The 23,004-nt window shown below is 60.2% G+C and carries 17 protein-coding genes and 1 riboswitch; of the genes, 9 read left to right on the top strand and 8 right to left on the bottom strand.

Annotated features, from left to right (window positions below):
* Nucleotides 1–92: 92 nt before the first annotated feature.
* Nucleotides 93–296: riboswitch (cobalamin riboswitch) on the bottom strand.
* 349 nt (nucleotides 297–645) lie between these two features.
* From ACYJRZ_RS09210 to ACYJRZ_RS09200, 3 genes are read left to right on the top strand one after another with little or no spacing between them, the layout of a single operon-like run.
* Nucleotides 646–1,263, top strand: coding sequence for a DUF6656 family protein (locus ACYJRZ_RS09210; protein WP_459458189.1), 618 nt, complete (start codon nucleotides 646–648; stop codon nucleotides 1,261–1,263).
* A gap of 59 nt (nucleotides 1,264–1,322) precedes the next feature.
* Complete coding sequence (locus ACYJRZ_RS09205) at nucleotides 1,323–2,297, top strand: L-threonylcarbamoyladenylate synthase (protein ID WP_459458187.1); 975 nt, start codon at nucleotides 1,323–1,325, stop codon at nucleotides 2,295–2,297.
* A 25-nt stretch (nucleotides 2,298–2,322) separates the two neighbouring features.
* Nucleotides 2,323–3,753 (top strand): FAD-binding oxidoreductase, encoded by a 1,431-nt coding sequence (locus ACYJRZ_RS09200; RefSeq protein ID WP_459458185.1) that lies wholly within the window; start codon nucleotides 2,323–2,325, stop codon nucleotides 3,751–3,753.
* A 3-nt stretch (nucleotides 3,754–3,756) separates the two neighbouring features.
* Here the strand turns inward: ACYJRZ_RS09200 and phnF are convergent, their stop codons facing one another.
* Nucleotides 3,757–4,494 (bottom strand): phosphonate metabolism transcriptional regulator PhnF, encoded by a 738-nt coding sequence (gene phnF / locus ACYJRZ_RS09195; protein WP_459458183.1) that lies wholly within the window; start codon nucleotides 4,492–4,494, stop codon nucleotides 3,757–3,759.
* Nucleotides 4,495–4,561: 67 nt separating this feature from the next.
* On the opposite strand from phnF, the gene ACYJRZ_RS09190 reads away from it, so the two are divergent.
* Nucleotides 4,562–5,113 carry an MOSC domain-containing protein gene (locus ACYJRZ_RS09190; protein ID WP_459458181.1) on the top strand — a complete coding sequence of 184 codons (552 nt, stop codon included), beginning with the start codon at nucleotides 4,562–4,564 and terminating at the stop codon, nucleotides 5,111–5,113.
* A 76-nt stretch (nucleotides 5,114–5,189) separates the two neighbouring features.
* Here ACYJRZ_RS09190 and ACYJRZ_RS09185 read toward each other — a convergent pair whose 3' ends face one another.
* Together ACYJRZ_RS09185 and ACYJRZ_RS09180 are read right to left on the bottom strand one after the other, a co-directional pair.
* Nucleotides 5,190–8,147 (bottom strand): DNA translocase FtsK, encoded by a 2,958-nt coding sequence (locus tag ACYJRZ_RS09185; protein WP_459458179.1) that lies wholly within the window; start codon nucleotides 8,145–8,147, stop codon nucleotides 5,190–5,192.
* A 219-nt stretch (nucleotides 8,148–8,366) separates the two neighbouring features.
* Nucleotides 8,367–10,883: a DUF1217 domain-containing protein gene (locus tag ACYJRZ_RS09180; protein ID WP_459458177.1), complete on the bottom strand. Its 2,517-nt coding sequence runs from the start codon at nucleotides 10,881–10,883 to the stop codon at nucleotides 8,367–8,369.
* Between the two features lie 318 nt (nucleotides 10,884–11,201).
* On the opposite strand from ACYJRZ_RS09180, the gene ACYJRZ_RS09175 reads away from it, so the two are divergent.
* Nucleotides 11,202–11,768: a DUF6101 family protein gene (locus tag ACYJRZ_RS09175; protein WP_015339003.1), complete on the top strand. Its 567-nt coding sequence runs from the start codon at nucleotides 11,202–11,204 to the stop codon at nucleotides 11,766–11,768.
* 78 nt (nucleotides 11,769–11,846) lie between these two features.
* Here ACYJRZ_RS09175 and ubiA read toward each other — a convergent pair whose 3' ends face one another.
* Together ubiA and ACYJRZ_RS09165 are read right to left on the bottom strand one after the other, a co-directional pair.
* On the bottom strand, nucleotides 11,847–12,809 hold the full coding sequence (gene ubiA, locus ACYJRZ_RS09170; protein WP_459458174.1) for a 4-hydroxybenzoate octaprenyltransferase: 963 nt from the start codon (nucleotides 12,807–12,809) through the stop codon (nucleotides 11,847–11,849).
* Nucleotides 12,810–12,883: 74 nt separating this feature from the next.
* Nucleotides 12,884–13,669 (bottom strand): MipA/OmpV family protein, encoded by a 786-nt coding sequence (locus ACYJRZ_RS09165; protein ID WP_459458724.1) that lies wholly within the window; start codon nucleotides 13,667–13,669, stop codon nucleotides 12,884–12,886.
* A 294-nt stretch (nucleotides 13,670–13,963) separates the two neighbouring features.
* Here ACYJRZ_RS09165 and ACYJRZ_RS09160 point away from each other — a divergent pair, with 294 nt between their 5' ends.
* Nucleotides 13,964–14,398, top strand: a complete 435-nt coding sequence (locus ACYJRZ_RS09160) for a hypothetical protein (protein ID WP_459458172.1) — start codon at nucleotides 13,964–13,966, stop codon at nucleotides 14,396–14,398.
* 88 nt (nucleotides 14,399–14,486) lie between these two features.
* Here the strand turns inward: ACYJRZ_RS09160 and ACYJRZ_RS09155 are convergent, their stop codons facing one another.
* Both ACYJRZ_RS09155 and ACYJRZ_RS09150 read right to left on the bottom strand, forming a co-directional pair.
* A complete protein-coding gene (locus ACYJRZ_RS09155) occupies nucleotides 14,487–15,746 on the bottom strand; it encodes a class I SAM-dependent methyltransferase (RefSeq protein ID WP_459458170.1) in 1,260 nt (419 codons plus the stop codon).
* A 144-nt stretch (nucleotides 15,747–15,890) separates the two neighbouring features.
* The gene (locus ACYJRZ_RS09150) at nucleotides 15,891–18,200 is read right to left on the bottom strand and encodes a Tex family protein (protein ID WP_459458168.1); all 2,310 of its coding nucleotides are present in this window, start codon (nucleotides 18,198–18,200) and stop codon (nucleotides 15,891–15,893) included.
* A 245-nt stretch (nucleotides 18,201–18,445) separates the two neighbouring features.
* Between ACYJRZ_RS09150 and purD the strand changes: the two genes are divergently transcribed.
* The 3 genes from purD to ACYJRZ_RS09135 all read left to right on the top strand — a co-directional run bounded on the left by purD (nucleotide 18,446) and on the right by ACYJRZ_RS09135 (nucleotide 22,432).
* Nucleotides 18,446–19,714: a phosphoribosylamine--glycine ligase gene (gene purD, locus ACYJRZ_RS09145; RefSeq protein WP_459458166.1), complete on the top strand. Its 1,269-nt coding sequence runs from the start codon at nucleotides 18,446–18,448 to the stop codon at nucleotides 19,712–19,714.
* A gap of 112 nt (nucleotides 19,715–19,826) precedes the next feature.
* The gene (locus ACYJRZ_RS09140) at nucleotides 19,827–20,255 is read left to right on the top strand and encodes a plant virulence effector HPE1-like domain-containing protein (RefSeq protein WP_459458164.1); all 429 of its coding nucleotides are present in this window, start codon (nucleotides 19,827–19,829) and stop codon (nucleotides 20,253–20,255) included.
* 362 nt (nucleotides 20,256–20,617) lie between these two features.
* Nucleotides 20,618–22,432, top strand: a complete 1,815-nt coding sequence (locus tag ACYJRZ_RS09135) for a methyl-accepting chemotaxis protein (RefSeq protein ID WP_459458162.1) — start codon at nucleotides 20,618–20,620, stop codon at nucleotides 22,430–22,432.
* Nucleotides 22,433–22,503: 71 nt separating this feature from the next.
* Here the strand turns inward: ACYJRZ_RS09135 and ACYJRZ_RS09130 are convergent, their stop codons facing one another.
* Nucleotides 22,504–22,998: a 2-thiouracil desulfurase family protein gene (locus ACYJRZ_RS09130; RefSeq protein WP_459458160.1), complete on the bottom strand. Its 495-nt coding sequence runs from the start codon at nucleotides 22,996–22,998 to the stop codon at nucleotides 22,504–22,506.
* Nucleotides 22,999–23,004: the final 6 nt, after the last annotated feature.

Genomic DNA, 23,004 nt, shown 5'->3' with positions numbered 1-23,004 from the left:
TATCCTTGCGCAATACCGGAAGACGAGCAGAGGACATGCAAGGCCGTTGGGAACGGCCGAAAGCAATGCCCCGACCGCCCGCCGCGGTCAGTAACCCATATGTGCCCAAGGCTGGTTTCCGGGCTCTGGAGCGGCCCTGCTTCCAGGACCCCATGGCACCTTCCCAGACCGATCGGTCCAGTGGCTTTATCCGCCATGCCTCACTCCACCACCGTTGCGGGGGCAGCGCCGGATTTTGACCGGCTTCCCAATTCTCCATCTCCCTAGCAGACGGCACCTTGAGATTGATATCATCATAGCTCTCGGCCTCATCGGCCGCTGCGTTGCAATGCGACATCGGCTTCGAATTTGACGACAGGCAAAACCGGACGATAGGACGGTTGCAGGCCGTGAGAATATTGACAGGCAATTCAATCGCTTGGGCGCCTGCATCGAAGACGGTCCGGGCATCGCATGTCCATTCCACCAATGACGCTTTATTCTGATTGCGACAAGCCAGCGAACGGCCGCTAATCAGGACAATAAGTGGGCGGCGGAGAGCGCCTGCAGAGTCGGCAGCGGTAGTCTTCGCTCAGGCGCGATCAAGCTCGGCTCAAGCTCCGTAATCCATCATGTCCTCCAAAGAATTTTATAGCGAGATCCGGCATGGCCAAACTCAGATATTTCGACGCTGGGAAGCCCGCCGAGCCCGAACCGGCGCCAGCGGTATCGACGACGGGATATACCGAATTCCTGCGCACAGGTCGCATCAACCGCAACAGACTACATTGGCTGGCGGAAGAGCGGGAATATCTTACCCATGAGCAGGTGGCTGTGCGCACGGCACAGAAGCTCAGGGATGCCGGCGAAAAGACCCATGACCGGCTCAACAGCTTCCACAAGTCCATCCGCTTTCCGAAGCTCATCTTTCACCACACGCTAAAGGACACGCCGCATCTCGGCTATTGTCACGTCACCGCGGCGCGGACGCAGTTCGCGCATTACGAGGACGTGAACTGGGCCTTCTATATCGCCAATTTCTTTGCCCGCATCGGCCAGGAAGAGAACTTCTTCGAAGACATCAGCCTCAAATATTCGCGGATGTATTTCGCCGTTGCCATTCATCCGGACAAGCAAGCCGAAGACAAGAAGCTGACGATCAATCGCGATATTCGCGGCAATGGCGTCCTGTTCCATACCCACGATCCGCAGATCGCCATCCGCAATGTTCTCTTGCTCGGCGCCCGCAACGAGCAGCTTCGCGACATCATTCGCCAGCTTTGACGATTGATCCGAAAACTCGAAGAGCATAAGAAACGGCCTGAACTGCAAGCAGGCAGGCCATGGCACGACACATAGACATTCTCGAACATCCGCAAACGGCGATCGAAGTTGCGACAGCGACTCTCGCCGAGGGTCTGCCGATCGGGCTGCCGACGGAGACGGTCTACGGCCTTGCCGCCGATGCCACCAATCCAGCCGCCATTACCCGGATCTACGAGACGAAGGGCCGGCCGCGCTTCAATCCGCTGATCTGCCATATGAGCGATCTCGCTATGGCCGAGCGCTATGCGATCTTCGATCCCATCTCGCGCAAACTCGCGGAAGCCTTCTGGCCTGGCCCGCTGACGCTGGTGCTGCCGTTGAGACCAGACAGCGGCATTCATCCGCTGGCGACCGCAGGGCTCGATACAGTGGGCATCCGCGTGCCGCAAGGTTTTGCCGGTGAACTGATCCGTGCCTTCGATCGGCCGCTTGCCGCGCCGAGCGCCAATGCCTCGGGCAAGATCAGCGCCACCAGCGCCGATCACGTGAGTGACGACCTAGGGGAGCGGATCACGCTCATCCTCGACGCCGGTGCCTCGGCTATCGGCGTGGAGTCGACCATCGTAAAGGTCGAGGATGGCGAGATGCGCCTCTTACGACCGGGCGGTCTTGCGGCAGGCGAGATCGAGCGGGTGGCCGGCAAGGCGCTGAAGCGCAAGAAGAAAGCCTCGGCTGCCATCGAAGCGCCGGGGATGATGGCTTCGCATTATGCACCGGGCGCAGCCGTGCGCCTCGACGCGACTGAGGTTTTCGCGAACGAAGCGCTGATCCGCTTCGGGACACAAGATATTCCCGGCAGCGAAAAGGCCATTGCCGTGCTGGACCTCAGCGCCAGCGGCGATCTCGCCGAAGCCGCAGCAAACCTCTTTGACTTCATGAAGCGCGCCGATGCTACCGGTGCTGCGACCATTGCCTTTTCGCATATTCCCGACGAGGGCCTCGGCGAGGCCATCAACGACCGACTGCGTCGCGCCGCCGCGCCCAGAGAATAAATCAGCCATCGGCAAAGGACACGCCATGAGCAGCTCCGTCCCCTCTTCCGACCTTCTCGATCGCTTCGCCGTCATCGTCGGCGAAAGGCATGCCGTACGGGACCCGACGGAAATTGCGCCGCATCTGGTGGAAAACCGCGGTCTCTATCACGGCGCCTCGCCCATCTTGCTGAAGCCCGGCTCGGTGGAAGAGGTTTCGGCGATTCTCAAGCTTGCCAGCGAAACCGGCACGGCCATCGTTCCACAGACCGGCAATACCGGCCTTGTCGGCGGCCAGACGCCGCGCGAGGGCGGCTCCGATATCATCCTGTCGCTGGAGCGCATGAATCGCATCCGCGACATCGATCCCGTCGGCAATACGATGATCGTTGACGGCGGCTGCATTCTCGCTGATGTTCACAAGGCGGCGGCTGAGCATGGCCGCATGTTTCCGCTTTCGCTGGGTTCCGAAGGCTCCTGCCGCATTGCCGGCAATCTTTCCACCAATGCCGGGGGCACGGCGGTTCTTGCCTATGGCAACATGCGCCAGCTCTGCCTCGGCCTCGAAGTCGTGCTGCCCACGGGCGAGATCTGGAACGGATTGCGCCGCCTGAAGAAGGACAATACCGGCTACGATCTGCGCGATCTCTTCATCGGCGCGGAAGGCACGCTCGGGGTCATCACCGGCGCAGTGCTAAAACTCTTTCCGCAGCCGCTTGGCCATCAGGTGGCCTTTGCCGGCCTGCAATCGGTTGATGACGCGTTGACTTTGTTCAAGAACGCGTCGAGCCTCTGCGGCACTGCGCTGACCGGCTTCGAGCTGATGCCGCGCATCGGCGTCGAATTCACCACGCGACATATTCCGGGCGTGCGCGATCCGCTGGAGACGGTGCATCCCTGGTATGTGCTGATCGACATCTCCACCTCGGATTCGGCCGAAACGGCCGAGCGGATGATGACGACGCTGCTGGAAAAAGGCTACGAAGACGGTCTGGTGCAGGATGCGACCATCGCCGGCTCCGAAGCGCAGCAGAAGGCCATCTGGCATATGCGCGAGAGCATGTCGGACGCCCAGAAGCCGGAGGGCGGCTCGATCAAGCACGATGTTTCCGTGCCGGTCGCGCAGATCCCACAATTCATGGCGGAAGCCGAAAAGGCCGTTGTCGCCGCCATGCCTGGCGCGCGCGTCTGCGCCTTCGGCCACATGGGCGACGGCAATATCCACTACAACATCTCGCAACCCGTCGGCGCCGACAAGGCCGAGTTCATCGGCCGCTGGCGCGAGATAAACAAAATCGTGCATGGTCTGGTGCTGCAGCATGGCGGCTCGATCTCCGCCGAGCACGGCATCGGCCAGCTGAAGCGCGACGAGTTGGCATCCATCCGCTCCGATATCGAGATGGATCTGATGCGACGCATCAAGACGGCCTTCGACCCGGCGGGGATCATGAATCCTGGGAAGGTCTTGAAGGTCTAGGGTCTAGACCGTCAAGACGACGCGTTCAGAGGCGAAGCAGCCGATCTGGCAGGAAATCACAGTGCCATCGGCATCAATGTCTTCGCCGGCATAGGCAATCACAGGCACGAGGCGCGATTGCTGCAGCAGGCGTGCTTCTGCCTCTGTCGGCATGCGCGCGGTGATGTCGGTGGAGCGCCGCCAATAATCCGTTATGGCATAATCCCTCAAGGCTGCCGTGAACGAGCCCATTGCAGCGAACTTCCCCGCCAAGCCCGGAAAGCGCCTCGCCGAGCAGCTGCGCGTGACGACGGATACGGGAAGCGCGTCGGCATAGGCGATCACGCACATGTCCAGCACAGCCTCGCCCGGCTCGAGATTTAGCCTTGCAGCTATATCGACGCTTGCCGGAACTTCCCTGGCCGAAAAAACCTTGCGCGTGAGGTTCGCATCCGTCGCGGTCAGATCCTTGCTGAACCGCACCTTGTCGCCCAGTTGGAAACGAACGGGGATATCTGCGCGGACATAGGCGCCGCTTCCGCGCGCCACGCGCAGCAAGCCCTCCCCTTCCAGCTCCGCGATCGCACGCCGCATCGTCACCCTGGAGACGCCGAACTGCTCGGACAGAGCACGTTCGCTCGGCAGCCGGCTACCGGGTGCATGCCTGCCCTTGTCGATAGCGCGTCGGAGTTCCGCAGCAACGCTCGCCCAGCCTCCAGCAGTTTTTGCATCTTTGCCCTGTCGATTTTTCTCGTCTATCACAATACCGTCGCCTTGAAATTGGTATATACCAATTTATAAGATCCAGATCGTTTATGGAAGGGTTCGCATGGGCGACAAGCGCATATATGTGACAACGGTTAGCAGCAGCGGCGTGCACGGGTTCAGCAAGCAGACCAAGGATCATATTCAACTGCTGGCAGGGCTCGGCGTCGAAGGCGATGCGCATATGGGGGTGACGGTGAAGCACCGCTCGCGCGTCGCGGTCGATCCGACCCAGCCCAATCTGCGCCAGGTACACCTCATCCAGGAAGAGCTGTTTGACGAGCTCACCGAAAAGGGGGTCTCCGTCGCTCCCGGCGATATGGGCGAGAATATTGCCACCCGAGGGATCGACCTACTCTCGCTGCCCCAGGGGACACGTCTGCATATCGGCGCGGAAGCGATCGTCGAGGTGACGGGCCTGCGCAATCCCTGCAAGCAGATCGACAATTTCCAAAAGGGCTTGCTGCATGCCGTGCTCGACAAGGATGCCGATGGCGGGCTGATCCGCAAGGCGGGGATCATGAGCATCGTCGTGCAGGGCGGCCGTGTGCAGCGAGATGACGACATTCGTGTCGAGTTGCCGCCGCTGCCGCATGTGAAGCTCGAGCGGGTTTGATAATGAAAAAGCGGCCCTCCGATGGAGAGCCGCTTTTAATCTTATTTAGTACCATTCGGCAAAGCCGCCGAGTGGATCAATCGAAATCCTCATTGCCCGAATTGCCACCGCCATTGCGGTTGCCGGAGATGATCTCGCGCTTGCCGACATGGTTGGCGGGGCCGACCAGGCCGTCCTTTTCCATCCGTTCGACGAGTGAGGCAGCGCGGTTGTAGCCGATGCCGAGGCGGCGCTGGATGTAGGAGGTCGAGCACTTCTTGTCGCGCATGACGACCTTGATCGCTTGCTCGTAGAGATCATCGCCGTCTTCCGAGGCAATCGCGCCCTTGTCGAAGACAGCCGTATCTTCTTCCTCGTCTTCTTCGTCCTCGTCGGCGGTCACCGTGTCGAGATATTCCGGACGGCCCTGCAGTTTCAGGTGCGCCACGACCTTCTCGACTTCCTCATCCGAAACGAAGGGGCCGTGAACGCGGGAAATGCGGCCGCCGCCGGCCATATGCAGCATGTCGCCTTGGCCGAGGAGCTGTTCCGCACCCTGCTCGCCGAGAATGGTGCGGCTGTCGATCTTCGACGTCACCTGGAAGGAGATGCGGGTCGGGAAGTTTGCCTTGATCGTGCCGGTGATGACGTCGACCGAGGGACGCTGCGTCGCCATGATCAAATGAATGCCGGCGGCGCGCGCCATCTGCGCCAGGCGCTGGATCGCGCCTTCGATTTCCTTGCCGGCGACCATCATCAGGTCGGCCATTTCGTCGACGATGACGACGATATAGGGCATCGGCGTCAGGTCCATTTCCTGGCTCTCTTCGATCGGGGCACCAGTGCCCTTGTCGAAGCCGGTCTGGACCATGACGTGGATCGTCTCGCCCTTTTCCTTTGCGGAGGCAACGCGGCTATTATAGCCGTCGATGTTGCGCACGCCGAGGCGCGACATCTTCTTGTAGCGATCCTCCATTTCGCGCACCGCCCATTTCAGCGCCATCACGGCCTTCTTGGGATCGGTAACGACGGGGGTCAGCAGGTGCGGGATGCCGTCATAAACGGAGAGTTCGAGCATCTTTGGATCGACCATGATCAGACGGCACTGCTCCGGTGTCATGCGATAGAGCAGCGACAGGATCATCGTGTTGATGGCGACGGACTTGCCCGAGCCAGTGGTGCCGGCAACGAGCAGATGCGGCATCTTGGCGAGTTCGGCGATGACAGGTTCGCCGCCGATCGTCTTGCCGAGGCCGAGCGCGAGCTTGTAGCCGCTCTTCTCGAAATCGGGCGAATCGATCATCTCGCGGAAATAGACGGTCTCGCGGTTGACGTTCGGCAGTTCGATGCCGATCACGTTGCGGCCGGGGACCACAGCGACACGGGCCGAGAGGGCCGACATCGAACGGGCGATATCGTCCGCAAGGTTGATGACGCGCGAGGATTTGACGCCGGGCGCCGGCTCGAATTCATAGAGCGTGACGACCGGGCCGGGACGGACATGGATGATCTCTCCCTTGACGCCGAAATCCTCCAGCACGCTTTCCAGCAGGCCGGCATTCTGCTCCAGCGTTTCCTGCGTCATGATCACGCCGGAGCGGATGGCAGGCTCCTGCAGCAGTTCGCGCGGCGGCAGCTCGTATTCGCCGTCAGCGGAACGGGCAATCGGCCGCCATTCGGGCGGCGTCAGCGATGCGGGCCGGCGCGGCGAGATCCGCGATGGCGGTGCGTCGATCAGGCGCTGCGCCGCGGCTTCGACCGCGGGGAGCGTCGGCGCAGCCTTGGCGACCGGTTGGGCCGCAGCCGGCGCGGCGGCCTTCGTCGGCATCGGCGCCACGACCATGACGGGCGCGGGCCGGGTTTCGGCGTCGGCACCATAGACGGCGGTTACGAAAGCGGGCGGCACGAATGTTTCGGCTGGCAGCACCACAGTCTGCGGCTCGGCAGCAGGTACTTCGACGACAACGGGGGCCACCTCGACGACGGGGGCCAGAACGGCAGCCTCAAGCGCGGCAAGCTCGTCCATGGCCGGCGTGCTGATATCTGCCGCTGACGGTCTGGAAACGGTTTCGACATGAGCTGCGATCTCGACTGCCGCAGGCTGCGCGACAACGGGCTGCGGCTCGACTGCGGCAGCCGGACGGCGGCACTCGACGACGCGGAACTTGGCGATGATCGATTCGGCATCGACTTCCGGCTTGGGCGTCGCCGGCTGCTTCGGCTCGCCCTTGAGGGCAGAGACGAATTCGCCGTCGAATGGCATCGCATCCCAAAAAGCGAAATCGGAAAGATGGACAAGACGCGACTCGACCACAGGCGCGGCTAGGGACTCGGGAACATTTGACTGAACAGGGGAAGCATCCAGCGCGATCGCAGGAGCTTTCGAGAATGCGGTAGCGATAACGGTCATCTCCAATGCGTCCGGCTCGGTTGCCGGGGAATTCTGAATTACTGTCGGAATATAGCCTTCCACCACCAGCGGCATGTCTTCGAGCGCTGGCAGATGGAAGTCTGATGATTGCATCGGCTGCTGAATGACGGCGGCGATCGGAGCCTCGACGGCCGGCGGCTCCATGACCCGCATCGCGGCGTGCGCGGAAGCCTGCGGCCGCATCTCAGCCTTCGGCTCGACAGGCGGACGGCGGCTGATGATTTCGTTTTCGCGGGTGCGGGTAAAGCGCACGTTCGGCCCCATCAGGAAGGCATTCTGCCAGCCGGGCGAAGCGAGATCTTCCGCGGAGATTCCCTGCGGCAGAACCGGCATTTCCTGCTCGCTCGTAACGGCGGCAGCCTGCAGCGCCTCTACAACAGGCGGCGGGGCCGCGGCGGTGCGCTTCCTCACCTCTTCGGCAAGGCGCTTTTCCTCGGCGTGACGCTGCTCTTCAGCCTTGCGCTTGGCTTCGCGGGCGTTGCGGATCTTCTCTTCCAGGAACGCGCGGCGAGCCGCGATCTGCTCGGCGCGGCGCGCCTCTTCGGCCGCCTGCTCCGGGTCGAGATCGCCCTCCGGCTGGACGCCTTGCGAGGCATTGGAAAGTGTCGTTCGGGAAAGACGCATGAGACCTGCAACCCAGTCATTGATATTGCCGTTGGCTTCTCAAATCGAATAGGGCAAGGATGGTTAATAAGTTCCTTCCTGCGCTTGTGGAAAGCAGCCATTCCGCACCGGAAAAACACATCCGAATATCCTCGGAATCTCCATGGAAACAAGGGCATGACGCAGCTCAGCCGCGCGGAAGCGCGGCAATGAGACAGGTTAAATTTTTTGTCGGGCCCGCTAGCGCGATGAGGACAGCTGCGCGATGGAAAGCAGCGTGTCGGCGCTGATACCCACGCCCGGGGAGGAACTCGTCAGAATCGAAAGCGCAGGGGATGTCGAGGAGGTCGTATTGTTCTGCAGGTCGTACATGGCCGAGAATCGCTGCAGCAGCTGATTGAGCTTGTCGGGATCGTGCAGGTCGCTCACATTGATGAAATTACCGAGCATCTTTGCCTGGGTATCGACGTCCATATTGGAGATCGAGCTCGGCAGATTGAAGGTGGTCGTGACGACCTCATAAAGGGCGGCATCACCCATGATGTCGTAGATCGAATTGATATCAGGCGCCTTACGCTGGAAATAAAGCGCAAGGCGTACGCCGGGATTGCTGTCACCCTGCTGATCTTCCAGCGTCTGATGCAGGAAGAGATCATTGGTCGCTGAAAGCGCGCCCTGGTTTTGCGCCGTGCCGAGCTTGCTGTCGGTCAGGTTTCCGTCGGTGCCGAAATTGAACGCCTCGACGATACTCTTGAACTTGGCGCCGTCAGCCGTGTTGATGAAGCTCTTCGCATCGGACGGATCGGACGCAAAAGCTTTCTTCAGCGTCGCCGTATCGACCGTCTTTGGGTCGATACCGTTGGCCGTCAGAATGAAATTCGTAAGTTTGCTGTCGGCCAGCAGATCCGTAACGCTGGTCACCTTGACGATGTTGGTGGCGAAATAGGTGGCGGCCGTCTTGGCATCGCTGGTAGCCTTGGTCAGTTCGGCGCCCGACAGTCCCGCCGTGCTGTGGCTGGAATATTGCGAGATATAGCTGTTGATCTGCGTCTGTGACAGAGCCTGCACCGGCGGCTTCAAGTTGCCTTTGCTGTCGAAATTGAATGCCTTGGCAAGGGCCGTGAACCTGGGGTCCTTGAGCGAGTTGACATAGCTCTTCGGATCATAGGGATCGCTTTCGAGAATCTTGGTCAGCTGTGACTTAGTGACTTCGTTTTCGCCGATACCGTAGGCGCGCAACGCCATCTGATAGAGCTCTGGCGCGCTGTCATTGGCGGCACTGCTGTCGGACGTATTGCTCGCAAAAAAATCCTTGATGGTTTTCACATCGGCGATGCGGTTCTTGTAGTTGTTGACCGCATCCGTGTTCAGGGTCGACTGCGACGATTGGTAATTACTCATATAGGCCTTTGAGGCCGCGTCGATCTCAGTCTGCGACTGCGCCGTCTGGCCGGAAGCAAGCGTCCCGTCCGACTGGAAATTGAACTGGGAGACGGCGTAAGTCAGGCCGAAGATGGCAGCAGTCGTCGGATCGGCGAAGGCGTTCTTGAAGACGGCGGCGGGCGTCGTCGGATCGATGCCGTAGGCCGTCTTGACGTAGTCGAAAAGACGCGTGTCCGATGTCAGCTGGTCGACCGACGTAATGGAGCCGATATGGTTCTTGTAATAGAGATCGTTGTCGGCCGCGCCGACGCTCGTAACGAAGGAGGGCACGGTGAAATTATAGGCGCTCATCACATCGGCCTGCTGGCTGAGCGTCTGCGGCCCACCCGGATAGTTCGCGGTATAGCCGGCCGTGGTGGTGCTTATCTGGCCGGACGTCTGCGCCTGCGAGCCGGATGCGACCGTGCCGTCGCTCTGGAAATTGAACTCGGCCATGACGGCGGTCAGTCCGTTCGAACTCGCGGTACTGGCGTCCTTGGCCGATGCATTGAACTGATCCGCGGTGATGTAGGACGGGATATTGAAAGCCGTCTTGACGTATTGGAACAGTTGCGGATTGGACGTCAGCTGGTCGACCGAGGTGATGTTGCCGATATTGGCCTGGTAATAGGCCGTATCGCCGTCCGGCGTCGACGTTTTGACAGTGCCGTCGGCATTGAAATTGAATTCCGCCGCCAGAGCCTTGTCGGCGGCGCTGCCGTTCTGATTGACGTAGCTGTTCGGATCGCTGGGATCGCTCGTCAGCATCTGCTTCAGAGCCGAATTCGATACATAGGTCGGATCGATGCCATAGGCCTGCAGCACATAATTGCGCAGGCGGGTGTTGCCGAGCAGGTCATCAACCGTCTTAACCGAGGCGATGTTCTGGCTGTAATAACTCGTTTCGGTCGCCGCCGACGTCTCCTCATTCGTAAAGGATTGTTGGTAAAGCCCGATCAGGTCGTCTTCCTGTGTGCTGGTTTGCGCGGTATTCGTCGAGCCTGTCGCGCTCGTGCCGAAATTGAACGCCGCAGCGAATTCCTTATAGCGCGGATCGGTGAGCTTATTGGCGAAACTGCTGGAGTCGCTAAGGTCGCTGGTCAGGACCTGTTTCATAAAGGCCTTGGCATAGGTCATGTCGGAAAGCCCGTAGGCTTCCATCGCATAACTGTATAACTGATAGTCATTCAGGAAGCTGTCGACATCAGTTACTTTGCCGATATTGGCGTTGTAATAGTCGATCAAACGCTTGTTTTGCGACTGCTGCGCCACCTGATTGAGCGACGTCGTCATATCTCTGGTTGCGATCGTATAACCAAGATAAGTGGAAATCATCAGCAGAATCCCAATAGATCTCTAATAAAAGCGGCGAATCTGGCTGACATTATTTCATATAAACCTTACCTGAGACTTACAGGCACTCGCCCAATGCGTGTACTATATTGATGCACCACCCTGCCCTGTATTCACCTTATGGAAACCCTGATGCATCCGACTTTGCTAACCATTTGAGGATGCAAAGTTTTCTTAACCTCGATTTTTAAGCTGTCTGGAAGGGACGGCGCCTAATCTGCCCAACAACGAGAGGACAAAAGTTCTCCGAGAGAAGACCGGAACAACCGGCTCTCAGGTAAAGCAAGGGTAGAGAAATCGATGACTAATACCGTCCTGAAGCCCGACTGGGCTGGAACCACACTGCGGCTTGATCCGGCGCGCTTCCCGCAACAGGTCAGCTATGCCATGCGAGGTGCCGAGGGTGACGTCACCATTACGATCGATGAGCGCGGCGCAGTGCTGCGCAAGATCCTGCCGTCCAGCGGCCTGCCGCTGTCCGTCGCCTTGCCCAAGCGTGCATTCAAGGGTGTTGCAGCCCGCGCCATCGACCATGGCGACGGCGAAGTCACCGTCACGCTGGAACTGCATCACTCCGATCCGGATCTCTGCATCCCCCTTCTCGTCGCTCATGACTTGAGCGATATCGCCGCCGACTGGCGCTCCTGGTCGGAAGCCTTCCGCATCCCGATGCTGATGATCGAAGCCGACGGCGTGGCCCGTCCGCTGGAAGAACATCTCGGCGGCGTCCGCTCGCAGGACAGCCAGCCGCGTCGCCGCCATTCCTACTTCGCAAACCGCCGCCCCCGCTTCCTCGTGCGCCGCACAACAGGCAAGCTCGGCATCAAGATGAAGATCCAGGGCCGCGAGATCATCGCCAGGCATTAAGCCGATAAGGCTTGAAACCGAATATCGCCGGAAATCGGCCGCGGGAGAACCGATCCCGCGGCCGAAATCTTTGCATTTTCAGGGGCTAAGAAACAGGAACGACAGGAAGAGCCCGGCGAAAATGATCAAGCCGACGCGATTGTTCGACTTGAACAGCGCAAGGCATTGGGCACCGTCGTTGATGTCGAGCACAGCGATCTGATAGGCGAACATGCCGCCGGCGACGATCAGACCGAGATAGGCAAGCCAGCTTGTCCCAACGAGCGCAAAGGACAGCAGCATCAGAAGCAGCGTCACCCCATAGAGCCCGACCAACCAGAGGCGCGTCTGATCGCCGAAAAGCCGGGCAGTCGAGCGCACGCCGATCAGCTCGTCATCCTCCTTGTCCTGATGCGCATAGATCGTGTCGTAGCCGATGGTCCAGAGGATGGCTGCGAGATAGAGCACGATCGGGGCCAGCGACATGCTGCCGAAGAGGCCCGCCCAGCCCATCAGCGCTCCCCAGGAAAAGGCAAGGCCAAGGAAGAATTGCGGCCAGTCCGTGAAGCGCTTGGCAAAAGGATAGAGCGCAACGATGGCGAGCGAGAGAATGCCGAGCACGACGGCAAACCAATTGAATTGCAGCAGAACCAGCAACCCGACCAAAGCCTGCAGCGCTATGAAAACCTTGGTCTGCATGCGCGTCACGCGGCCCGAAGGCAGCGGGCGCGAACGCGTGCGTGCGACCGACATGTCGATCTCGTGGTCGACGAGGTCATTGTAAGCGCAGCCGGCGCCACGCATTGCGACGGCGCCGACGAAATAGAGAAAGAGGTGATAGATCACCACGAATCCGGGAGAGCCCTGCCCCGAGGCGACGGAGGCATTGGCCGCAAGCGCCACTGACCAGAAGCATGGCCACATCAGGAGCTGCCAGCCGATCGGCCTGTCCCAGCGTGCAAGCTGGGCGTAAGGCCATAGCTTCGGAGGCAGAACGCGGTAGACCCAGTTGCCGGATGGCGCGTCAGCGACGCGCCCGTTGATGTCGCCTGTCTTTTGCATAGGCGAGTAGTAGTGACATCCGGCACCGGAGGTCAAGCGGCGAGGCCATAACGAGACACGACCTCGCCCGTTGCTCAGTTCATGGTGAAATTGAACTTGTAGCTGGCGGAAACGCCGATCAACAGCTGGTTGCGATCGCCGCGCTCGCGCACGAGGCTGCTGTCGGCGGCCGGGCCGGTGAGCCGGGTATATTCAAGGAAGGTGCTGGTGGTCCAGTTCTGCGAGGCCTTCCAGGTGAGTGCGCCGCCGAAGCCGACGGATTTGACGCCGCCGCCGGGCTTGTAGCCGCTAAGGCCGGAGGCGGCCGATTCGCGTGCATTAACGCCGTAGTAGGTGTCGAAATAGTCGCTGCTGGCAAGCGTCATGCGCGGACCGGCCGAGGCGCGAAGCTCCGGCGTAATGTCGGTAAAGGCATCGACCGCGGCATCAGCGACGACGCCGCTATGGGCGCGAATGCCCTGGCGAACTTCTACGCGGGCGCGCAGCCAATCCGTGGGATAGGCCTCGGCAAAGCCGCCGGCTTCCACACCCCACTTGACCTTCTTCAATCCTCTTAGTTCGTGGCCGTCGCCGCTATCGCGGCTCGGCACGAACTTGCCGACGATGCCGATGCGGAATGCATCGCTTTCGATCAGGGCAAAGGACGGATTGTCGTTGCGCGAGGAAAAACGAGGGCCTGGGCCTTGCCGGCCGATGGATACCAACGGCGACCATTGCAGCTTGTTGTGCTTGCCGCCTTCGAACTTCGGTGCAGAGAAACCGGCCGCGCCGACGCTCAGGTACCAGTCACCCGACCACAAATGCTGGCCGTCCCCCGCCTCGGCAGCGCCGGCGCAAGCGACGGCGGAGAGGCCACCAATGAAAAGGACCCTTAACTTTTCAAACACAACGAAACTCCATGATACGCAATACAAAGGGTCATATGACCCGAGAGTTGCTGCAAATTATGCGGATCGCGTTACCGCTCCCTTAACCAAAAGACGGTGAATTCGGTAAAAATATCAAATTCAGCTTGGTCCAATTCAGACGCCGCTCGACATGCGACGACCTATCGCGTTGATTTAATTTCTGTATAGATACTCAATCTTGGGTAATGGTCGCAATTGCCAAGGCCCGCCATCTCATAGCCCCCAACTTCAAAAGATGAGAAACGAATGAAGAGCATATCTCCGATCTCCTTAGGTCTGATCCTGACTGCCGGCATGGCGCTTTCCGGTTGCGTCGGCACGCCCATCGGCGGCGCAAAACAAAGCCATTTTTCGGGAAGTGCCGCCCCCGGCAAGAAGACGAAGATTACGAGTACTTCGCTCGTGAAACAGGACTGCACCTTTGCGGGATTTCCCTATACGGGCGTCATCAAGCAGCCTGCCCACGGCAAGGTTGACGTCGAGCATGGGCCAGTTACAGCGAAGTTTTCGAAAGACAGCACTGCCTATCTGTGCTCGGGCAAGACGGTCCAGGGGAACATCGTCTACTACACGCCGAACCCTGGTTTCTCAGGCACCGACCAATTCACCCTGCGCCTTACGGGGCTCAACACAGATGGTACGGTGCAAGACGGCACCTTCACCGTCCATGTTGGTAGATAGCGAGTTTGACGACGCGCAGGCGTGAGTAAAAAAGGCCGGACCGTAGCTTTCCATGGTCCGGCCCGTCAAACGGCGCGATGACGGAGGCTCAGAACGTCACCTTCTCCAACGGCGCGCGCTCTGCCTCGAATTCCTTCAGCTGTGCCTCGCGCTCCGCGATGTAATTGCGGTTGTCGGGGACGGCGAACTGGTTTTTGGTGATCTGGAGCTGCATGATGAAGAGCTCATCCCAGCGGAAGCCCATTTCGGAACCGGCCAGATAGAACTCCCACATGCGGAAGAATTTTTCGTCGTAGAGCGCCACGGCCTCGGCCTTGCGCGCCACGAAACGGTTGCGCCAGTGCCTGAGCGTATAGGCATAGTGCATCGGCAGGGTTTCGACATCCCGCGTGAGCAAGCCGGCCTTTTCCAGCGGCGGCGTGGTCTCGCCGATCGACGGGATGTAGCCGCCTGGGAAGATATACTTTTCTATGAAGGCGTTGGTGGCAAAGCTCGGCTTCGGGCGGGCAATGGAGTGCAGCAGCATGACGCCGTTGTCATCAAGCAGCTCCGAAACCTTGCGGAAGAACTTGCCGTAGTCGCCGATGCCGACATGCTCGAACATGCCGACCGAGACGATACGGTCGAATTTCTTGCCGGTCATGTAGCGATAATCCTGCAGCTCGAAGCGGACGCGATCGGAGAGGCCACGCTTGGCCGCCCGCTCGCGCGATACTTTCAGCTGTTCTTCGCTGAGCGTGATGCCGGTCACGTCGAGGCCGGGATAGGCTTCGGCAAGATACATGGCCATGCCGCCCCAGCCGGAGCCGATCTCCAGTACCTTCTGACCGGGCTCGACCAGAAGCTTCGCCGCGATATGGCGCTTCTTGGCCAGTTGCGCTTCATCCAGGCTGATGCCAGGCGGATTGAAATAAGCGCAGGAATACTGCCAATCGTCATCGAGGAAGAGATCGAAGAGCTTCGCTGAGAGATCGTAGTGATGCGCAACATTGTATTTGTTGCGGTTGATCGGCGAACGGCTCTTGATCTGCTGCCAGACGATGCGACCGATCAGCAGCGCCGCCATGCGGAAGTCGAAAATCTCATTGGTGGTATTCTGCTTCACCAGCGACAGGAACTCGTAAATGTCCCCCTGCTCCAGGATGAAGCGGCCTTCCATATACATTTCGCCGAGCTTGAGCGTCGGATCGCGGGCAACCGCATCTTCTGCCTGCTGATCGGCAAAACGGACGGCCACCGTCTCTCCGGTTCCGTCGCCGACCATATGGGTCTCGCCGGATGCGAGCGTAAGCCTGAGTGAACCTTTACGGATGATTTTCTTGACGAGAGAAAAGAGTGTCGACGCCATGGACGCCCCGAATGTTATGACATGACATTAAGGCAACTTTAACGCCTCCCAGCATTGTGGCAAGCGCACCTTTCCACAGTCATTGGCACTCCGGCAACAACGCTGCCAGAGTGTGACATTCTTGCATAAAATTCCGCTAAGTCCTTATTTTCGTTTGAGGGCATCGGCCAAAGCGGCCCCAAAACTACCCTGCTGTTCGGTCTTCGGACGGGTATTTCCCTTAACGCCAGCGTTGCGCGGACCACCCTGTTCGCGTGTGTCACGCTCCGACGGGGCTGCCACAGTGCCGCCATCTTTGCGCATGGAAAGGCCGATTCGCTTACGCTTCGCATCGACTTCCACGACCCTGACCTTGACGACATCGCCGGCCTTCACGACCTCATGCGGGTCCTTGACGAAACGATCCGCCAGCTGCGAGACATGCACCAAACCGTCCTGATGGACGCCAATATCGACGAAGGCGCCGAACGCGGCGACATTGGTGACGGTACCTTCCAGCAGCATTCCGGGCTTGAGGTCGCTGATCTCGTTGACGCCCTCGGCAAAGGTTGCGGTCTTGAAACTCGGGCGCGGATCTCGACCCGGCTTTTCCAGTTCGGCGATGATATCACGCACGGTCGGCAGGCCGAATTTGTCGTCGATGAATTGCCTGGGATCGAGGGCCTTCAGCATTGCCGTATCGCCCATCAGCGTGCGGAGATCGCGGCCGCAGGCAGCGACGATCTTCTTGGCGACGCCATAGGCTTCCGGGTGCACCGAGGAAGCGTCGAGCGGCTCCTTGCCATTCGGGATGCGCAGGAAGCCGGCGCATTGCTCGAAGGTGCGCTGGCCGAGACGGGCGACCTTCAGGAGATCACGCCGTGTCTCGAATGCGCCTTCGACATCACGATGCCTGACGATGGCGTCGGCGATCGACGGGCCGAGGCCGGAGACGCGGGCAAGCAGCGGCGCCGAGGCCGTGTTCAAGTCGACACCGACGGCATTCACCGCATCTTCGACCACGGCGTCCAGCGAGCGGGACAGCTTCTGCTGGTCGACATCGTGCTGGTACTGGCCGACGCCGATCGATTTGGGCTCGATCTTCACCAACTCTGCCAGCGGATCCTGCAGGCGGCGGGCGATGGAGACGGCGCCACGCAGCGAGACGTCAAGGCCGGGGAATTCCAGCGCTGCCGTTTCCGAGGCGGAATAGACCGATGCACCGGCTTCGGAGACGATGACCTTGGTCGGCTTCGGCGCCGGCAGTTCGGCCAGCATGTCGGCCACAAGCTTTTCAGTTTCGCGGCTGCCGGTACCGTTGCCGATGGCGATCAGCTCGACCTTGTGCTTGCGGATGAGCGAGGCAAGTACGGCCTGCGTGCCGCGCACGTCATTCTTCGGTGGGAAAGGATAGACGGTCGTCGTTTCCAGGAGCTTGCCGGTGCCGTCGACGACTGCGACTTTGACGCCGGTGCGGATGCCCGGATCGAGGCCCATGGTGGCGCGCGAACCGGCAGGAGCTGCCAGCAGCAGATCCTTCAGATTGCGGGCGAAGACATGGATCGCTTCCTCCTCGGCACGTTCCCGCAGCTCGCGCATCAGGTCGAGCGACAGCGACATGGAGAGCTTTACGCGCCAGGTCCAGCTTGCGACCTCCGTCAGCCAGCGGTCGCCGGGCCGGCTGGCGCCGATATCATAGGCCGCAGTGATCATGCGCTCGACGGGCTTGTTGGGCGAGACGGCATCCGTATCAACCTCGATGGTCAGCGTCAGCACTTCTTCGTTCCAACCGCGCAGCATGGCAAGCGCGCGATGGCCCGGAGCCGTCGCCCAACGCTCCTGATGGGCGAAATAATCCGAGAACTTGGCGCCTGCCTCCTGCTTGCCGTCAACGACGGTGGCCTTCAGCGTAGCATTGGTCTTCATGTAATTGCGCAGCTTGCCGAGCAGATCGGCATTTTCGGCAATGCCTTCGGCGATAATATCGCGCGCGCCTTCCAGCGCCGTCTTCACGTCAGGCACATCGGCCGTGATGAACCCTTCGGCCAGCACCGTAGGCTCCTTGGAGCGATCAGCAAGGATCGTGTCGGCCAAGGGGCCGAGGCCGCGCTCTCTGGCAATCTCGGCGCGCGTGCGGCGCTTCGGCTTGTAGGGCAGATAGAGATCTTCCAGCTCGGACTTGGTGGCGACGGTGACGATCTTGCCCATCAACTCATCGGTCATCTTGCCCTGGCCGGCGATGGATTCGATGATGGCGGCGCGACGGGCTTCGAGCTCACGTAGATAGACGAGACGTTCCGAGAGCGTGCGAAGCTGGGTGTCATCGAGGCCGCCGGTCACTTCCTTGCGGTAGCGGGCAATGAACGGCACGGTCGCGCCCTCGTCCAAAAGCTCGATGGCCGCCTTGGCTTGATCCGGGCGTGCATTGATCTCGGAGGCGATGGTTGCGGCAAGGGAACGGATATCAGCGGCCATGTGTCTCTCTGAACTGTACAATCGTGAGGGGACCATAAGCATGATCCCACGGACATAAGAAGCGGTTTTCGCCGCGGAACACGCCAATCCCGGTGCGGAGATGGCGTGGAGGGCAAAGCAGCATCCGCTTTAGCGGGATAAAAAGGCATAGCAATGTTGCCGGCTCTGCCTCCACAGGATTTGCCGCTTGACCTTTGGCTCATCCCCCCTTAACCGCGCAAAAGGACGCAATGAAAGGGCAAGCCATGAGAGTTCTGTTGATCGGATCGGGCGGACGCGAACACGCACTGGCCTGGAAACTGGCGCAATCGCCTCTCATGACGGAACTCTATGCCGCACCGGGCAATCCCGGCATTGCCGAGCATGCGACGCTTGCCGCACTCGATATCGACAATCACGATGCCGTCGTTACCTTCTGCAAGGACAAGGCCATCGACTTCGCCGTGGTCGGCCCGGAAGCGCCTTTGGTCGCCGGTATTGCCGACGTCCTGCGTGCCGCCGATATCGCCGTTTTTGGCCCTTCCGCAGCCGCAGCCCAGCTTGAAGGATCCAAGGGTTTCACCAAGGATATCTGCGCCCGCTACAATATTCCGACGGGCGCCTACCAGCGCTTCAACAATGCACCGAAGGCGAAAGCCTATATCCGCGCTCAAGGCGCGCCGATCGTCGTGAAAGCGGATGGGCTTGCAGCGGGCAAGGGCGTCACCGTCGCCATGACCATCGACGAAGCGCTGGCCGCGATCGACGATTGCTTCGAGGGCGCTTTCGGTGAGGCCGGCGCGGAAGTGGTGATCGAGGCTTATCTCGACGGCGAAGAAGCAAGCTTCTTCTGTCTTTGCGACGGCAAGCATGCGCTAGCGCTCGCGACCGCGCAGGACCATAAGCGTGTCGGCGATGGCGATACCGGCCCGAACACCGGCGGCATGGGCGCCTATTCCCCCGCCCCTGTCATGACGCCTGACATGGTGGAGCGCACCATGAAGGAAATCATCGAGCCGACGATGCGCGGCATGGCGGAAAGCGGTCATCCCTTCAGCGGCGTCTTCTTCGCCGGGCTGATGATCACCGCCAAGGGGCCGGAACTGATCGAATACAATGTCCGCTTCGGCGATCCCGAATGCCAGGTGCTGATGATGCGGCTGAAGAGCGACCTGCTACCGCTGCTTTACGCCTGCGCCAACGGCACGCTGGATCAGGTAACGGCCGAATGGAGCGACGACCCCGCACTGACCGTCGTCATGGCCTCGAAAGGCTATCCCGGCTCCTATGCCAAGAACACGCCGATCACGGCGCTGCCGACCAGCGGTGACGGCGAGAAAGTGTTTCATGCCGGCACAGGCCTGCAGGACGGCGCACTCGTCGCGACCGGCGGACGTGTGCTAAATATCACGGCAACGGGCAAGACAGTGAGCGAAGCAAAAGAACGGGCCTATGCCCTGGCGGGCAAGGTGAAATGGGATAACGGCTTCTATCGCAATGATATCGGATGGCGCGCAGTGGAGCGTGAAAGGTAAACATCACTGCGGCTCTGCAATCGCAAGTCCATTAAATTTTTACCTAATCTTCTGACGGGATGGAAATAAAGCTGCCGTAATGTCTCCGACACTATAGGCGGAGTTTCTGGTTATGCGTTCCTTTTTTCTGACCTTGGCATGCGTGCTGGCAGGCGGCTCCGCCATGGCCTCGTCCATTCAGCCGATCGACGGCACGATGATCGGCGGGAGAGGCAGCATTATCGCCAAAAGCTGCGCCGAATGCCCTCCTCTCAAGCCGCCGGCCACCGAAAAGGAATATATCGTGCCGACGCTGGAGCCCGGCACCCAATCCGTCGCCGTGCGCAATATCGATGGTCAGAAAAGGGTCGTACGCACTGAAGCCTGGATGGGTGGCTCGCCTGTTAACTTCGTCAGCAAGCCTACGCCAGAAGCGCTCGCGGCGGCCGGTGAACCCGTGGACGGCATCGACATGACCGCTCAGACGGCGGCTTTGTCCAATTCCTCCGCAGCTCACGAACCTGCGCCGCTCGATATTTCCGACTTCCAGCTTCGCCAGTAATCCTCGTAAGGCGTTCCGGCGCCCTTTGGCACCTGCCGAATGCTGACTACATTAATATTTCGAAATATATCCTTCTGATATTCGAGAGAGCTACATAATCTCTGAGAAAATCCAAGTTTCGTCGACGCTATCCTTAAATAAAACTACGTATTACTTACAACTGTTGCGCATATCTCCGGTTTAATTTAGAATTAAATACAACCAAAGCCTCGCAATTAAAGCTTTTTTAGACATAAACAGCGATTTTACTGCCACCGGACAGCAGCATGTCATTCAAGCGGCGGCAAGCGTATTGGGATTCTCTCAGGCGATCGCACAGGCGGTAGGAAACCGCACCGGTATTCACCCCTGTGGGAGGCACCATGAAGAATCTCAAGATTTCGCATCAATTATTTGCCCTGCTTGGCGTCCTGATGGCCGCCTTTGCGGTGGCGACTTATTTCCAGATCCGGTCCCAAGCCGATTCGATTTATGATGATCGCTTCGACATGCTGCGCACGCAGGTCGAATCCGGCATCTCGGTTCTAAACCATTATTATCAGCGTGAAAAATCCGGCGAAATGACCCATGAGGCGGCCCAGGCCGAAGCCTTCAAGGTCCTGTCACACGTAAGCTTCGCGCCGGCAGGCTATTTCTTCGGCTTCGATTACAATGTGATCCAGCGCATTCATCCGAGCCCGGTCAATATCGGCAAGGACATGTCCGGCCAAGTCGACAAGAACGGCACCCATTTCAGCAAGGAAATGGTCGAGAAGGGCATCAAGGGCGGCGGCCGCACCATCTATTACTGGAACAAGCCGGGTCACTCCGAAAGCGAGTTCTTCCTGAAGGGCAGCTATTCGGCAGCATTCGCGCCCTGGCAGATCGTGCTTGGCTGCGGTGTCTACATGGATGACCTCGAGGCGCAGATCAATGCCACCATGTGGCGTGCGCTCATGATCTGCGGCATTGTCTTCCTGATCGGCATCGCCGCCGCCTTCTACTTCATCCGCGGCATCACGAAGCCACTGACCGACGTCCATGCAGCCCTGAAGGCCGTCGCCGACGAAGACGTGAAGATCGCCATCCCCCATACCGAGATGCAGAATGAAATCGGGCTGATGGCGAAGGCAACGCAGGCGCTGCAGGAAAAGGTTCGCGAACGTCATGCGCTTGCCGACCGCCAGGCGGCACAGGAGCTGGAAATCAGCAGCGAGCGCGAGCAGAACCTGCGCCAGCAGCAAGATGAGGCCCGCGAACAGGCCCGCGTCGTCGCGGTCATCGGCAAGTCGCTCGAAGAGCTTGCTCGCGGCGATCTGACGGTGCGCTGCGGCGATCTCGGCGCTAGCTATGCCGGCCTTCGCAACAACTTCAACGAGGCGCTATCGCATCTCGAAGCCGCGATGGGCCGCGTCAACGCCAAGGGCAATGACATCGGCCTCAGCAAGGAAGAAATCCGCCGCGCCTCCAACGAGCTATCGCAACGCACCGAACGTCAGGCGGCAAGCCTGGAAGAAACCTCGGCAGCACTCGACGAGCTCACCGTCGCCGTCCGCCAGACCGCGGAAGGGGCCGATGAGGCCAGCAAGCGCGTCCATGCCGTCAGCGCCGAAGCATCGCGCAGCGATGCCGTGGTTGCCCAGGCAATCGAAGCCATGAGCGGCATCGAGAAGTCCTCGGCCGAAATCGGCAAGATCATCGGCGTCATCGACGAAATCGCCTTCCAGACCAACCTGCTGGCGCTGAACGCCGGCGTAGAAGCGGCCCGCGCGGGTGAATCCGGTAAGGGTTTTGCCGTCGTCGCCCAGGAAGTGCGTGAGCTCGCCCAGCGCTCCGCCGCAGCCGCCAAGGAGATCAAGGATCAGATCGCTCGCTCCTCCGGCCAGGTCGACCAGGGCGTCCGTCTCGTCGGCGAGGCAGGCGAAGCGCTGAAGCGCATCTCCGGTCAGATCAAGGCCGCCAACGAGATCGTCTCGAAGATCGCCCACAGCGCCTCCGAGCAGGACACGACGCTGCGCTCGATCTCCTCTTCGATGAACCAGCTCGATGCCGCCACGCAGCAGAACGCTGCCATGGCCGAAGAGACCACCGCATCGGCCGAGACGCTCGCCGCCGACACGGAAGATCTTCTCGCTCTCATCCGCGGATTCCGTGTCAACGAAGGCCGCGCCGTTATGGATCATCGCCGCGCCGCCTGAGCTGCGCAGGACAGAAAACGAAACCGCCGGGCTCGCGTCCGGCGGTTTTCTTTTGAGCAAAGCTTTGTGCGTTAGTCCGCGACCTTCAGGCGCTCAACCAGCAGGTCGATCTCGCGATCGGAATAGACCTCGATACCGGCCTGCTTGAGCAATGCCGCCGTGACGCCGCGGCCGCTCTGCCGGCTACCGGAGAAGGTTCCGTCATAGATGAAGCCCGAGCCGCAGGACGGACTGCCGTCGATCAGGAGAGCGTAACGACAGCCTGTTTCCGTCGCCAGCGTCAGCGCATTTTCCGCCGCCTGGCGAAACTCCGCCGTGACATCACCGCCGGTGATCTCCATCACCCTTGCTGTGCCGGCAAGCACGTCCTCGCCGGCTGCGCCGCCGGCAATTTCGGCCGGAGGTCTCGGAACCACCATGCCCGCGGACATTTCCGGACAGATCGTGACCAGCCGCCCCTCCTCGCGCCAGCGATCGATCGCCGGATGGACAAGAGGCTTGGAGCGGCCGTCATAGCGGACGGCATGGCCCATGAGGCAGGCGCTGACGAGAATCTTTCCAGTCATCGCGCC

The organism is Rhizobium sp. No.120 (assembly GCF_054558365.1).
The sequence above is the reverse complement of the archived record's forward strand: the minus strand, read 5'-3'. Positions and strand labels throughout refer to the sequence as shown.

Bases quoted from the DNA above. Each gene is read 5' to 3' on its own strand.
- ACYJRZ_RS09210 (WP_459458189.1), top strand. From the start codon at position 646: ATGGCCAAACTCAGATATTTCGACGCTGGGAAGCCCGCCGAGCCCGAA.
- ACYJRZ_RS09205 (WP_459458187.1), top strand. From the start codon at position 1,323: ATGGCACGACACATAGACATTCTCGAACATCCGCAAACGGCGATCGAA.
- ACYJRZ_RS09200 (WP_459458185.1), top strand. From the start codon at position 2,323: ATGAGCAGCTCCGTCCCCTCTTCCGACCTTCTCGATCGCTTCGCCGTC.
- ACYJRZ_RS09190 (WP_459458181.1), top strand. From the start codon at position 4,562: ATGGGCGACAAGCGCATATATGTGACAACGGTTAGCAGCAGCGGCGTG.
- ACYJRZ_RS09185 (WP_459458179.1), bottom strand. From the start codon at position 8,147: ATGCGTCTTTCCCGAACGACACTTTCCAATGCCTCGCAAGGCGTCCAG.
- ACYJRZ_RS09180 (WP_459458177.1), bottom strand. From the start codon at position 10,883: ATGATTTCCACTTATCTTGGTTATACGATCGCAACCAGAGATATGACG.
- ACYJRZ_RS09175 (WP_015339003.1), top strand. From the start codon at position 11,202: ATGACTAATACCGTCCTGAAGCCCGACTGGGCTGGAACCACACTGCGG.
- ubiA (WP_459458174.1), bottom strand. From the start codon at position 12,809: ATGCAAAAGACAGGCGACATCAACGGGCGCGTCGCTGACGCGCCATCC.
- ACYJRZ_RS09160 (WP_459458172.1), top strand. From the start codon at position 13,964: ATGAAGAGCATATCTCCGATCTCCTTAGGTCTGATCCTGACTGCCGGC.
- ACYJRZ_RS09155 (WP_459458170.1), bottom strand. From the start codon at position 15,746: ATGGCGTCGACACTCTTTTCTCTCGTCAAGAAAATCATCCGTAAAGGT.
- ACYJRZ_RS09150 (WP_459458168.1), bottom strand. From the start codon at position 18,200: ATGGCCGCTGATATCCGTTCCCTTGCCGCAACCATCGCCTCCGAGATC.
- purD (WP_459458166.1), top strand. From the start codon at position 18,446: ATGAGAGTTCTGTTGATCGGATCGGGCGGACGCGAACACGCACTGGCC.
- ACYJRZ_RS09140 (WP_459458164.1), top strand. From the start codon at position 19,827: ATGCGTTCCTTTTTTCTGACCTTGGCATGCGTGCTGGCAGGCGGCTCC.
- ACYJRZ_RS09135 (WP_459458162.1), top strand. From the start codon at position 20,618: ATGAAGAATCTCAAGATTTCGCATCAATTATTTGCCCTGCTTGGCGTC.
- ACYJRZ_RS09130 (WP_459458160.1), bottom strand. From the start codon at position 22,998: ATGACTGGAAAGATTCTCGTCAGCGCCTGCCTCATGGGCCATGCCGTC.